This window comes from Solibacillus sp. FSL W7-1324 (genome assembly GCF_038008025.1).
Classification (GTDB): Bacteria; Bacillota; Bacilli; order Bacillales_A; family Planococcaceae; genus Solibacillus.
In genome coordinates this window covers 2,512,816-2,526,673 of record NZ_JBBOYH010000001.1, presented here as the reverse complement: position 1 = coordinate 2,526,673, position 13,858 = coordinate 2,512,816, and the positions used below count along the sequence as shown (strand labels likewise).

At 40.3% G+C, this 13,858-nt stretch carries 12 protein-coding genes; 10 read left to right on the top strand and 2 right to left on the bottom strand.

Annotation, left to right across the window (positions count from 1 at the left end):
- Window positions 1-34: 34 nt before the first annotated feature.
- Together MKY71_RS12510 and MKY71_RS12505 are read left to right on the top strand one after the other, a co-directional pair.
- On the top strand, window positions 35-949 hold the full coding sequence (locus tag MKY71_RS12510; protein WP_340732820.1) for a LysR family transcriptional regulator: 915 nt from the start codon (window positions 35-37) through the stop codon (window positions 947-949).
- A 2-nt stretch (window positions 950-951) separates the two neighbouring features.
- A complete protein-coding gene (locus tag MKY71_RS12505) occupies window positions 952-2,397 on the top strand; it encodes a DEAD/DEAH box helicase (RefSeq protein ID WP_340732819.1) in 1,446 nt (481 codons plus the stop codon).
- Between the two features lie 69 nt (window positions 2,398-2,466).
- Here MKY71_RS12505 and MKY71_RS12500 read toward each other — a convergent pair whose 3' ends face one another.
- Complete coding sequence (locus MKY71_RS12500; RefSeq protein ID WP_339172442.1) at window positions 2,467-3,360, bottom strand: TetR/AcrR family transcriptional regulator; 894 nt, start codon at window positions 3,358-3,360, stop codon at window positions 2,467-2,469.
- A 231-nt stretch (window positions 3,361-3,591) separates the two neighbouring features.
- Here MKY71_RS12500 and MKY71_RS12495 point away from each other — a divergent pair, with 231 nt between their 5' ends.
- The 4 genes from MKY71_RS12495 to MKY71_RS12480 all read left to right on the top strand — a co-directional run bounded on the left by MKY71_RS12495 (window position 3,592) and on the right by MKY71_RS12480 (window position 7,472).
- Window positions 3,592-5,115, top strand: a complete 1,524-nt coding sequence (locus MKY71_RS12495; RefSeq protein WP_339172440.1) for a DHA2 family efflux MFS transporter permease subunit — start codon at window positions 3,592-3,594, stop codon at window positions 5,113-5,115.
- Window positions 5,116-5,685: 570 nt separating this feature from the next.
- Window positions 5,686-6,582 carry a group II intron reverse transcriptase/maturase gene (ltrA, locus tag MKY71_RS12490; protein ID WP_340731702.1) on the top strand — a complete coding sequence of 299 codons (897 nt, stop codon included), beginning with the start codon at window positions 5,686-5,688 and terminating at the stop codon, window positions 6,580-6,582.
- Complete coding sequence (locus MKY71_RS12485) at window positions 6,486-6,971, top strand: group II intron maturase-specific domain-containing protein (RefSeq protein ID WP_340731987.1); 486 nt, start codon at window positions 6,486-6,488, stop codon at window positions 6,969-6,971. The genes ltrA and MKY71_RS12485 overlap by 97 nt, the downstream gene beginning before the upstream one ends.
- A gap of 129 nt (window positions 6,972-7,100) precedes the next feature.
- A complete protein-coding gene (locus MKY71_RS12480; RefSeq protein ID WP_339172438.1) occupies window positions 7,101-7,472 on the top strand; it encodes a VOC family protein in 372 nt (123 codons plus the stop codon).
- Between the two features lie 39 nt (window positions 7,473-7,511).
- Here MKY71_RS12480 and rnhC read toward each other — a convergent pair whose 3' ends face one another.
- On the bottom strand, window positions 7,512-8,441 hold the full coding sequence (rnhC, locus tag MKY71_RS12475) for a ribonuclease HIII (RefSeq protein WP_340732818.1): 930 nt from the start codon (window positions 8,439-8,441) through the stop codon (window positions 7,512-7,514).
- Between the two features lie 263 nt (window positions 8,442-8,704).
- On the opposite strand from rnhC, the gene zapA reads away from it, so the two are divergent.
- From zapA to MKY71_RS12455, 4 genes are all read left to right on the top strand, one after another.
- Window positions 8,705-8,965 (top strand): cell division protein ZapA, encoded by a 261-nt coding sequence (gene zapA / locus MKY71_RS12470; RefSeq protein ID WP_339195292.1) that lies wholly within the window; start codon window positions 8,705-8,707, stop codon window positions 8,963-8,965.
- 5 nt (window positions 8,966-8,970) lie between these two features.
- Window positions 8,971-9,510, top strand: coding sequence for a CvpA family protein (locus MKY71_RS12465; RefSeq protein WP_339172432.1), 540 nt, complete (start codon window positions 8,971-8,973; stop codon window positions 9,508-9,510).
- Between the two features lie 215 nt (window positions 9,511-9,725).
- Window positions 9,726-11,441: a DNA polymerase/3'-5' exonuclease PolX gene (gene polX, locus MKY71_RS12460; RefSeq protein WP_340732816.1), complete on the top strand. Its 1,716-nt coding sequence runs from the start codon at window positions 9,726-9,728 to the stop codon at window positions 11,439-11,441.
- Between the two features lie 14 nt (window positions 11,442-11,455).
- Window positions 11,456-13,822, top strand: a complete 2,367-nt coding sequence (locus tag MKY71_RS12455; protein ID WP_339172428.1) for an endonuclease MutS2 — start codon at window positions 11,456-11,458, stop codon at window positions 13,820-13,822.
- The last annotated feature ends 36 nt before the right edge of the window (window positions 13,823-13,858 follow it).

Here is a 13,858-nt window from a genome sequence, read left to right as displayed (position 1 = left end):
AATAAATTTAATATCTGATATAAGTAGGGATTATATGATAATAAAACTAGAAGCATATCGTATTTTCAATGAAGTGAGTCGAAGCAAAAGCTTTTCTAAGGCAGCAAACGCTTTATATATGACACAGCCGGCCGTGAGCCAGTCTATTTTAAAGCTTGAAAAAGAACTTGATACCGTTTTATTTAATAGAACACCAAAAGGAGTAACCTTGACAGAAGAAGGTGAATTATTACACGAATATGTTAACTCTGCTCTTGGCATTTTAGACGCGGGGGAAGAAAAAATCGCCGAGTTTAAAAATCTGCGTACAGGCGTTTTACGTATTGGAGTAGGAGATACAATTTCAAGGTACTTTTTACTGCCGTATTTAGAGGCATTCCATATAAAATATCCTGGCATTAAACTAAAGGTTTTAAACGGTACTACAAATGAAATATTAGCTTTTATCAAATCGGGGGAAGCGGATTTGGGCATCTGCAACTTGCCGGTTAAAGATCCACAGCTTCAAGTTATCCCTTGTAAGGAAATTCATGATATATTTGTGTGCGGACAAAAATACAAAAATTTATCAAAAAAGCCAATCCGTCTGGATATGCTCATGAAGCTGCCATTAATTTTTTTGGAGAAAAAGGCAAATTCCCGTAATTATGTGGAAAACTATTTAAAGGAACAAGGGTATACAATTTCTCCTGAATTCGAGTTAGGTTCACATGATTTAGTATTGGAATTCGCAAAAATTAATTTAGGTATAGCAAGTGTAACGAAGGAGTTTGCGACCGATTATCTTGATAAAGGGCTTTTGCATGAAATTGAGCTCCAACAGCCAATTCCTAAGCGTAATTTAGGGATTGTCCATTTAAAAAATGTTTCACTTTCAAAAGCAACGAAAAAACTTATCGCAATTGTTGATCCGGGAATCATTCATATAAAAGAAGAAAATGAGGAATAAATATGACAACTAATTTTAACGACTATCCATTATCACCTGAATTACAGCGTGCGCTTAAAGATTTGGATTACAGCACACCGACTGAAGTTCAGCAAAAAGTGTTGCCCCATGCATTAAAGAAACAAGATTTAATTGTTAAAGCACAAACAGGAAGCGGAAAAACTGCGGCATTCGCAATTCCGATTTGCGAAAATATTGATTGGATCGAAAACAAGCCACAAGCACTCGTATTAACACCGACACGTGAATTGGCTGTCCAAGTAAAAGAAGAGTTTACCAATATCGGACGTTACAAACGTATTAAAGCAGCCGCCTTATACGGAAAGCAGCCGTTCCGTTATCAGCAGGACGAATTAAAGCAAAAAACACATATTGCTGTTGGTACTCCGGGACGCGTCCTGGATCATATCGAAAAGGGAACACTGAAGCTCGATAAAATTCGCTATGTTGTGCTTGATGAAGCAGATGAAATGCTCAATATGGGCTTTATCGAGCAAGTTGAAGCAATATTAGCCCATGTGGAACATCGTGAAGTAATGATGCTGTTTTCCGCGACAGTACCGGAAACGATAAAAAAACTGGCATCGAATTATTTAAACGACGCTGTTGATATTGAAGTCCATTCGGAAGAGGCAGCGCCAAAAATTGAGCATGCGGTTATTGAAGTACAGGACGAGGAAAAGACTGCGGCGGTTGAAAAAATGGCGGTTGTGGAAAATCCGGATACGTGTATTATCTTCTGTCGTACGAAAGATCGCGTCGATGCCTTGCATGATTATTTATATGACCGTGAATACAGTGTCGATAAGCTGCACGGTGGTATGGATCAGTCGACCCGTCTACTTGTTATGAACGATTATAAGCGCGGTGACTTCCGCTATTTAGTAGCGACAGATGTTGCAGCGCGCGGTATTGATATCGAGAACATTTCATTGGTGATTAACTATGATTTACCAATGGAAAAAGAAGCATATGTCCACCGTACAGGACGAACTGGACGTGCGGGCAAGGAAGGGAAAGCTGTTACGTTTGTTACACCATTTGAACATGACTTCCTTGCAGGAATTGAAGAACTGATCGGATTTACGATTCCGAAGATGGATTTGCCGACACATGAAGAAGTAGAGGCAAAGGCAGAGGCGTTTGACAAAAAGATGCAAAGCCGACCACAAAAGAAAAAACAAAAGAATGCAAAAGTTGATGCAAATATTACGAAGCTTTATTTTAATGGTGGTAAGAAGAAAAAGCTGCGTGCTGTTGATTTTGTCGGAACAATTGCAAAAATTCCGGGGATGACCGCTGCAGATATCGGCATTATTACGATTCTGGATACATCTACGTTTGTGGAAATTTTAAATGGTAAAGGCAATCTCGTATTAAAAGCGATGAAAACAACGCCGATTAAGGGCAAGCAACTGAAAGTCCACATTTCAACGAGCAATAACTAATAAAAAGTCGTATTGAACAGATGACGTTCAATACGACTTTTTTATTGATAACGGAATCAGATACAAACATTACTTCTGGTCCACATTTTTAATGAAGTACCATAATAAATTTGCAAGCTCGACATTTTCTCCGGCATGCAGTGTGTTTGCGAATGATTCGCGGAAAGGCTTAAGCAATGTTTCGATAACCGGAAGACGTAGCTCTTTACGCTGCAGCTCATCCAAAATACTTTCAGTGAATTGTGCACCCACCTCATTGTCAGTATCCAGTTTCAACTGGTCAAGGAAGCCCTGAACCTTTTCGATTAAATCGTTCTTTGTAATCGTCTGGTAAATTGTTTTCTCTTCAACAAGTTGAAGGGCGTCCTGTGTAACGAGGATTTCGCCGTTTTCCAACATAATAGGATAAATTGCTTTCACATTTCGAAGGGCAATTTGCAATATTTTCTTCTGGTCGATTATTTCACTATAGAAGAGGCGGTGGGAATAGGTTAAATGGTGAACCATCGCAAAATAAATTATGGCAAGTTCAAGGGAATAGGGACGAACTTCCTCTCCAAAAATATCCGTAAAACGATTGGATACCCACTCAATTTCCAATAGGCGATAGCGTTCCAATAAATGACGTAGCTCCTTGTCGTTCGACTGGAAAATATTTTCGAACAAGGATACTAAGTTTTGTTTTTTGTTGATTTGCATAAGAACGAGAATTTGTTCCAATAATAAGTTTTCATCGGTAATATCTTGATTCAGCAGCATTTCATGACGTAGTAGGCTTGCTTCGTATCGGGTCTGTTCCATAATCGCCTTAAAACATTCCACTTTAGATGAGAAATAATTATAAAATGTCCCTTTTGAAATAAGCGCTTTGTCTAAAATGTCTTGTATTGATGTTTCATGAAAGCCTTTTTCGATAAAAAGCTGCAATGCACTATCAAGTACCTGTCTTTTTCGTTGATTCATGAACTTCCTCCATATCAATTAAAGCGATTTCCTTTGCATATAACGTAATAAAAGTGAATTTTTTCTGTACTATATACTCTGAATTGTACTCTCATTCTACTGTTTAAAGCGAGTATTCGCAATGTTTTTAGACTATGAGTATAAAATTGTTGAATTTTTTGGACTCCGAGTATAAAATAGTTCGAGTACAGAAATAGGAAGATTGAAAGATTAAAGAAGGGAAATAAAATTATGGAACAGACACAAGATGTAAAAACATTTAAAAAGCCTCCGTATTTAATGATTGCCGTATTATTTGTCGGGGCGTTTGTAGCATTTTTAAATAACACATTATTAAACGTAGCATTACCATCTATTATGGCTGCCTTTGATATTGAAGATTATTCAACAGTACAATGGTTAGCGACAGGCTATATGCTTGTAAGTGGGGTATTGGTTCCTGCTTCTGCATATTTGATTACAAAGTTCAGAACACGACCTTTATTCATTATTTCGATGTCGATTTTCGTTATCGGTACAGCATTGGCTTCATTTGCGCCTAGCTTCGGATTTTTATTGGCAGGCCGTATGATTCAGGCAGCCGGTGCAGCAACAATGGCACCGGTTTTAATGAACGTTATGCTAATTAGCTTCCCGGTTGAAAAACGCGGGCAGGCAATGGGGATGTTCGGTCTAGTTATGGTATTGGCACCGGCAATCGGACCGACTTTATCTGGATGGATTGTTGAACATTATGACTGGAGCGTACTGTTCAAAATGATTCTTCCGATTGCCGTTTTATCACTATTATTGGCAATTTGGAAACTGGAAGATGTTCTTCCAAATCGTGACGCTAAAATCGATATACTTTCAATTGGATTGTCTACAATCGGTTTTGGGGGATTATTATACGGCTTCAGTACAGCAAGTTCAGCTGGCTGGTCAGCAATTGAAGTATGGGGAACAATTACTGTAGGGGCAATTGGCTTAGCATGGTTTATCATTCGCCAGTTCCGTTTAGAGCAGCCGTTATTGGATTTACGTATTTACACATATCCTTCATACGCTTTAGCATCTGTCGTATCAATGGTATTATCTGTAGCGATGTTCTCGGGTATGATTTTAACACCTGCATATGTGCAGAATGTTCGTGGAATCGAACCATTTGAAGCAGGTTTAATGATGTTACCGGGTGCGATCGTAATGGGGATTATGTCACCAATTACAGGGAAATTATTCGACCGTTTTGGACCGCGTATTTTAGCGGTTATCGGATTAACGATTACAACATTAGCAACGATCGGATTAGGTTATTTGGAAGTTGATTCAACTTACTTATTTATTATTTCGATTTACACAATCCGTATGTTAGGTATTTCAATGGTTATGATGCCAATTATGACAAACGGTTTAAATGCTTTGCCAAACCGATTGAATCCGCATGGTACAGCGATGAACAATACAGCTCAGCAAGTAGCAGGGGCAATTGGTACAGCAGTTTTAGTAACAATCTTCAACTCACATACAAAAACACGTGCAGCTGAAATTGCAGCGGATATGCAGGCAAACGCTTCATCTGCAGTACAGCCGACTGCTGAGCAAATTGCACAAGCCCAAGCACAAGTAATGCAACAGGCAATGCTTGACGGGATTACGTTCAGTTTCTTCGTAGCAGCAGGAATTACAGTTGTAGCTTTAATTTTAGCGCTATTTATTAAGCGTGTAGACGTTACGAAACGTGAAGACTTTACTGGAAATATACCAGAAAAAAAATAAAATGATGCAACGGCGGGAGATTTTAGCTCCTGCCGTTTTTTTAGTGTGCCCGGCATGCACAACAGCTTGGTGGTGAAAGTCCACTACAGGCTTGGCAGTAGGAACTGTTAGCGAAAGACAAGGGTGTCCATGGTGACGTGGAATCTGAAGGAAGTCGGACGCAAACTCTCGAACTGACGAACAGAAATCAGATAAAAGGCTGACTTGGGACGGATGAGCTTGCTAAACAAAGCGAAGTCCAATACTGCCCAAATCCCATACAGTAAATCTGGCAGTTACATGAGAGGAAGGCGGTTGTGCTTACCCGGGGAGGTCTCTTGAGGGTTATCTAATTAACAATTTGTTTAGTGATAAATGGATGAATCAAGAGAAGTCAGCAGAAGCCATAGTAGTCTTCGACCGAAGATGAAGGGCCGAACAATCTTTTAATCTTGAAAGAAACAAGGAGGTGGAGACATCCCGCCAAAACACAGAAAACATCAAGGTATAGACCAAATAGATGGCTACTTATAGAGGGATAAGCTGGAAGCGAAAGAGTATATAAGAGTGTGTAGGGATGTAAACATGGAAATGAAGAAACAAGAAAGTATCAATTTAATTGACAGAGTAACGTCTCATAGAAACCTATGGAACGCATACAAGAAAGTAAAAGGGAATGGTGGAGCACCTGGAATCGATGGTATCACAGTTGATGGACTGAAAGCGCATTTAATGAAATATGAAGAACCATTGAAAAGGAAATTAAAAGATGGTTCCTATCAGCCACAACCAGTGAAGCGGGTAGCTATCCCAAAAGCGGATGGCTCCAAACGATATCTAGGTATACCATGTGTATTAGACCGAGTTGTGCAACAAGCCATTTTACAAGTAATCCATCCAATTATTGATCCACACTTCTCGAATAAAAGCTTTGGTTTCCGAAAAGGTCGAAATCAACACCAAGCGATTGCCCTTGCGAAGAGATATTACGAGGAAGGTTTTCGAACAGTGGTCGATTGTGACTTGAAAAGCTACTTTGACACAATCCATCATCAACGGCTACGAGCTTATCTAGAAGAATTCATAACAGATAAAATCGTACTTAAGTTAATATGGAAATTCCTACGCTCTGGCATATTGGACAAGGATATCCTCATTGAAACGACAGAAGGTACACCTCAAGGTGGTCCACTCTCTCCTATTCTAGCAAATGTGTACTTAAACAAGCTAGATAGAGAATTAGAAAAACGAGGACATCGATTCATTCGCTATGCGGATGATTTCGTGATTTATGTGAAGTCGCCAAGAGCAGGTGAACGGGTCATGACAAGTGTCAAGAAATTTATCGAAGATGAACTGGGTCTAACAATCAATGAGCAGAAAAGTAAAGTATGTGGAGCAACAGCAGCTACATTCCTAGGTTTTCATCTTCAAAATCTGTCGGGAAAGTTGGATACCGACCAATCAAGTCCGCCAAGAAACGACTAAAAGATAAGTTAAAAACATTGACGAGTCGTAAACGAACCGGGACATTTCGTGAGATTGTGAAAAGAATCAATCAAACAACGGTGGGTTGGATAAATTACTATGGTATCGCTAACATGAAAACTTTTATCAGAGAAATACAAGCATGGCTAAATCATCGCTTACGTCAATTAATATGGAAACGGTGGAAACTACCACGAACAAAATATGCGAAATTAAGCCAATACGGAATCCAACATGATGAAGCCATGAAAACGGCACATTCAAGAAAAGGATACTGGCGAATATCACGAAGTGAGGTTCTACACCAAGCCATTCCAAATAAAAGGCTCGTAAAGTGGGGACTGAAAGACCTGTCCCAACTTTACGAGCGAAGATACTCAAAAGATTGAACCGCCGTATACGGAACCGTACGTACGGTGGTGTGAGAGGTCGGCTAATTAAATAATAATTAGCCTCCTACTCGATTTTGTTATACTTGGGTAAAGTGAAATACGCTGTATTAAAAAGGAGTTCGAAAAATGATTGAACAATTAGGGCAAGTCATGTTGTATGTAGAAGACCAGGAGCAGTCAAAAAAGTTCTGGACTGAAAAGTTAGGATTTACTGTAGTTTCCGATATCAATAACGGCATGCGAATTATTACGATTGCACCAAAAGATGAAACTCAGACAAACCTTGTATTGCATGATAAAAAGAAAATAGAAGAGATGTCTCCTGAATTAAATTTGTCTACGCCTTCATTAATGTTCTATGCACAAAATTTAGAGGAATTGTATGAAGATTTTAAAGCAAAGGGAATTACAGTCGGGGAGTTCATGAAGATGCCTTTCGGGAAAGTTTTCAACTTTGCCGATGATGAGGAAAATTATTTTGCCGTAATGGAAAAATAATGAAGGAGCTGAGCCAATTTAATGGCGACAGCTCCTTTTCTATTTCTTCTTTTGTAGAAGTTTGCGTGCTTTTTCCGTATTGGCAAAATGCCATTTCGTCATGGAACGAAGTGTGTCCTCGCCATGCTTCAACCAAATTTTAGCGGCCATTTCATCGACTTTGCCGCTCGCTCCTTTTTGAAGAGGGAACCCGGTCACTTTGGCAAGCCGGTCCATTTCTTTAAGGAATGCATAACGCGCCAAAATCGAGGCTGTAGCAACAGCTACATGCAGATTTTCGGCTTTAGTCGAGAAAAGGACATTTTGACGGACAATTTCTTTTTCATTTTTTATGTGATTATAGTATATTCCGCGCTCCGCAAATTGGTCGATTAAAATATATTGCGGGGTTTCTGGTGCTATTTTCTCCAATACATGCTTTAATGCCTGATTGTGCAGCAGCGCTTTTATTTTACCTTGTGAATACCCGCGTGACTGAATAGCATTATACTTATCATTGCGCAGTGTCAAAATACTGTGAGCGCATACCTTCATTAAGTCTGGGGCGATTTGTCGCATATAATCATCAGTTAATTGTTTGGAATCCTTTACTCCAAGTTCCTGGACGAGCGCAATTTTATCTGCGGGAACATAAACAGCAGCAACAGTTACAGGACCAAAGTAATCGCCTGTTCCAGTTTCATCTGAGCCTAAAACCGATAATGCCGCAAAATTGTCCGGGAGTGTATCACCCTTCGTGGAGGCAATTTTAGCCGGCGAAACCCCTGCTTGCCCCCAGCGTGCCGCCTCACGTTCTGCACCTGCCCCTTGAAACATTACTTTTCCTGATTTATAGGCGGTAATAGCCGTATCCGATAATTTTACCGCAAAAATAACGCCGGGAGCCTTTCGTTCTATTAAAGCGTCTTTATAAAAATGTTGAATTGATTGCTGTTGTTCAGCACTGCAAAGTAAAACAATATTTGTCATAATCGATCCTTTCAAAAATGATGTAATACTATGTAGTATAGCTTTTTGAATAGAAAAGGGGAACTCACTTATGTATGCTTCATACAGAGGAACATTCGGCACATGGTGTTGCGATAGTGAAATTGGAAATGTTATGATGTACAATAGGAAAATGGCATCGTTATATAATAGAATCAATCAGGTTTGCTTTCAATCTTTTATTGGGCAAAGAACGAAAAAAGTTTATTCGTTATTGTTCACTTATTTTTTCTGGAGGGATTATTTTGGCTGAGCAAGAAAAGAATCGCATTTCCGTAGAAATATATGGTAATACATATAAAATGGTAGGAACAGAATCATCGGTCCATATGCGTCTTGTTGCTTCATTAGTGGACGACAAAATGCGGGAAATCAGTGCCCATAATCCATCTTTAGATACAGCGAAGCTAGCTGTATTAACAGCCGTAAATTCTGTGCATGACTATCTATTATTAAAAGAGCAATATGAAAAACTAGAAATACAATTGAAACATTTGAAGGGTTGACATACATGTTAGATTTAATTATTCTCGCAGTCTTTATCATTAGTCTTATAGTTGGGGCGAAACGAGGGTTCGTCGTTCAGCTTATTAATATCGGAAGTTTTATCATTGCCCTCATTGTAGCGATTATATATTATAAGCCGCTAGCAGAAAAATTTGTTTTATGGATTCCGTATCCTGGATTTACAGAAGGTTCAACAATGACGCTCGTTCTGGATTCACTCGATGTTGACCGTACATTTTATCGCGTCTTTGCGTTTGCCATTATTTTCTTTGCAGTGAAGATTGCCCTCCAAATTGTCGGATCGATGTTTGATTTTTTAACGTATTTACCTGTATTGAGTTCGTTAAACTATGTGTTGGGTGCAGTTCTTGGATTCATCGAAATGTATCTTGTACTTTTTATTGGACTGTACGTAGTAGCACTGCTGCCGGTGGAATCGATTCAGACATTCATCGACAGTTCGATTTTGGCAGGACTCATACTTGAGCATACACCGCTAATTACGAGCATGTTCCAAAATTGGTGGTATATACAAAAAAACTAACTTATTTTAGCGGGTGTCCTAAATTCGGAAAAGGAGTCACTAAAGAAGGAAGTCAACCTAACAAGCATCGCAGTGTGCTAAACAGCTGACTTTTCCGCGCACCGTGCATCTTTAGCCGAATCGGGACATCATTATGCCGAGGCCTAATTGATTTGAAAATCATGCGAATGCTTCTCTCGATTTTCGGGAGGAGCTTTTTTAAAGGAGAGACAATGATGAACAAAAAAATTATTATTCGTACATTGGAAAAAATAGCTTTATATATGGAGCTGCAGGCAGAAAATCCGTTTAAAGTATCCGCCTTCCGAAAAGCGGCGGCGGCACTAGAAGCAGATGAACGAAGCCTTAGTGAAATCGATGATATTACAGCAATTAAAGGAATCGGTAAAGGAACGGCAGCGGTTATCACTGAACTGATGGAAAACGGGGAATCGACTGTCCTGAAAGAGCTGGAGGCAGCCGTACCGAAAGGGCTCGTTCCATTGATGAAACTACCGGGTTTAGGCGGTAAAAAGCTTGCAAAACTGTATCAGGAACTGAACATCGTGGATGCCGATACATTAAAGGCGGCATGTGAGGCAGGACAAGTACGAGGGCTTGCCGGGTTTGCAGCAAAAACAGAGGAAAAAATCCTAAAAGAACTTGAAACATTTGGTTCTCGTGCTGAACGATTGCCTATTTGGCAGCTTGAGCCTGTCGTACTGGAAATTAACGAACTTTTAGCAAGTTTGCCTGAAGTGGAGAAGTTCTCGGTTGCAGGGAGCTTCCGCCGTGTTGCGGAAACGAGTAAAGATGTTGATTTTATTGTGGCAACTAAGGAATATGAAGTTGTACGTGAAGCAATTTTAACGCGCCTCGCAATATTGGAAACCGTTGCCGCAGGGGATACAAAAGTGTCCGTCATATTGGATCGTGAAGAACCGGTAAGTGTGGATTTCCGTTTAGTGACACGTGAAGAATTCGCTTCGGCACTACATCATTTCACAGGATCAAAAGACCATAATGTACGTATGCGTCAGCTTGCAAAGTCAATGGGCAAGAAAATTAGTGAATATGGGGTCGAGCAAGAAGACGGAACCGTCGTAACATTTGAATCGGAAGAAGCGTTTTTTGCGCATTTTGATTTACCTTTTATTCCGCCGACTGTACGTGAAAGCGGTAAAGAGCTCGATCGTCTAGATGAACTAAGCGGATTAGTAAAGCTGGAAGATATAGTAGCGGATCTTCATATGCATACAACTTGGTCTGATGGCGCGCATTCAGTGAGCGAGATGGGGCAAGCTTTAATAGATATCGGTTATTCCCATGCGGTCATTACCGATCATTCGCAGTACTTAAAAGTGGCGAATGGATTAACACCTGAACGACTTGAGCAGCAAAAGATTGATATTTATGCATTTAACGAAGCAAATCCAAATTTCCGACTATACAGAGGTACGGAAATGGATATTCTTCCTGATGGGACATTAGATTTTGGAGACGATGTTTTAAAAGAACTTGATTTTGTGATTGCATCGATCCATTCAAGTTTTACACAATCGCAGGACAAAATTATGGCGCGTTTAAAAACAGCGGTGGAAAATCCATATGTCCATATGATTGCCCATCCGACTGGCCGAATCGTCGGACAGCGCGGAGGCTATGATCCGGATGTGCCATTATTGATTGAATGGGCGGCAGAACATGGTAAAATATTGGAACTCAATGCAAATCCGTACCGCCTGGACTTAAGTATCGAATATTTAACGCTGGCAATGGAGAAAAATGTACCAATCGCCATCAATACAGACGCGCATGCAATTGACCAGTTGCGCTTTATGGACATCGGTGTCAAATATGCACAAAAAGCGTGGCTGAAAAAAGACCTGATCGTCAACACATGGTCAAAAGAAAAGTTCGAAGCATTTATTGCGAAAAATAAAGAAAAGTAATAGGAGGTGTTCTCATGATCGAACAACGAGCATTGAAAACACTAGAATTTCATAAAGTACGCGAGCAAGTAGCGGCATTTTGTACAAACTCGATCGGAAAACAGGCGATCGATGAACTTGTACCGGAAACAGATTACGATACAGTTGTTGAACTGCTGGAAGAAATGGATGAAGGACTTGCGATTTTGCGTGTGAAAGGCAATGTGCCATTGGGCGGCATTTTCGATGTACGTCCGCATGCACGCCGCTCACAAATTGGCGGTATGCTCAGCCCGATGGAATTAATGGAAATCGCAAGCACAATACGTGCAAGCCGGATTTTACGGAATTTCATAGAAGATATCGAATCTGAAAATACAATTGAAATTCCACATTTTATCGAGCGTAAAGAACAAATGCCTGTCTTAACGGCATTACAGCACGAAATTAACGATTGCATTGATGATAATGGTACGGTACTTGATTCAGCGAGTTCTGCATTACGCTCCATTCGCCAGTCATTGCGTTCAGAGGAATCGAAAGTGCGTCAAAAGCTGGAAAGTCTCACACGTGGTTCAAATGCAACAAAGATGCTGTCTGACGCGATTATCACAATTCGTAATGACCGTTTCGTAATCCCTGTTAAACAAGAGTATCGGTCACACTATGGCGGAATCGTCCACGATCAGTCCGCTTCAGGTCAAACATTATTTATCGAGCCTGATGCAGTGATTCAAGCGAACAATGAAGTACAGCGCCTAAAAGTGAAAGAAAAGGCTGAAATCGAGCGCATTCTATCCGAGTTGACTTTGAAGGTACAGGAAGTAGGACACGAAATATTCGTTCTTGTGCAATTACTTGGAGAACTGGACGTTATTTTAGCAAAAGGGAAATACGGACAGGCGAATAAATGCACAATGCCTAAAATGAATAAAGAAGGTTATACACGACTAGTCCGTGCACGTCACCCGCTATTGCCAATTGATGAAGCAGTAGCCAATACGATCGAATTTGGACGGGATGTTACAGCAATTGTTATTACCGGACCAAACACAGGCGGTAAAACAGTAACGTTGAAAACTGTGGGTCTGTGTACAATTATGGCACAGTGCGGTCTTCCGGTTCCTGCACTGGATGGTTCGGAATTAGCCGTGTTCGAACAAATTTTTGCTGATATTGGCGATGAACAGTCCATTGAACAGTCATTATCAACTTTCTCCTCTCATATGGTGAATATAGTAGACATTTTAAGCAAATTTAACGAAAAATCGTTAATTCTATTCGATGAGCTTGGCGCAGGTACCGATCCGCAGGAAGGTGCAGCACTCGCAATTGCTATATTGGATGAAACAGTTGATCGCGGTGCGCGTGTTATGGCAACTTCTCACTATCCGGAGCTGAAGGCATATGGCTATAACCGTCCATCTGTAGTTAATGCAAGTGTAGAGTTCGATATAGAAACACTGAGCCCGACTTATCGATTGCTCATTGGAGTGCCGGGTCGTTCAAATGCATTTGAAATTTCGAAACGTCTTGGATTAAGTTCGAATGTAATCGACCATGCAAAATCCTTTACAGGTACTGACCGTCATGAAGTAGAATCAATGATTGCTTCACTCGAAGAAAGCCGATTACGATCTGAACGTGAAGCGGATGAAGCTCATCTTTTACTGGAAGATGCACAAAAGATCCGTGCAGAGCTGGAAGAACGTCTTCGTATTTATGATGAGAAAAAGGAAAACCTCGAGAAAAAAGCAAAAGACAAGGCGCGCAAAATTGTCGATGAGGCGAAGAAAGAAGCAGAAGCAATTATTGCAGAGCTGAGAAAAATGAAAGAAAATGCCGCATTATCGGTGAAAGAGCATGAGTTAATCGATGCGAAGAAGCGTTTAGATAATGCAGCACCGATTGATAATAACAAAGTGCTTCAAAAGGCTGTCGCTGCCCGTGAACGTAAGCAGAATCTGCAAGTGGGCGATGAAGTAAAAGTATTGAGCTATGGACAAAAAGGTACACTTCTGCAAAAAGCAGGAAATGAGTGGGTTGTTCAAATTGGTATATTAAAAATGAAACTTCCGGAATCTGATTTAGAGTATGTCAAACCGGAAAAAGAGCAGGCTACTCGTCCGATGATGAATGTGAAAAATCGCAATAGTGTCGTCAAACTGGAACTGGATTTACGTGGGGAACGATATGAAGAAGCGCTTATACGCACAGAAAAATATTTGGATGATGCGTTATTGGCGAACTATCCGCGTGTATCGATTATTCACGGTAAAGGCACTGGTGCATTACGCCAAGGGATTCAAAGCTTCCTGAAAAACCATAAGCGTGTTAAATCATACCGTTATGGTGAAGCAGGCGAAGGCGGATTTGGTGTTACAGTCGTAGAACTAAAATAGTTGTTGCTCCTTTTAAATTATGCGCTAATATTAAAC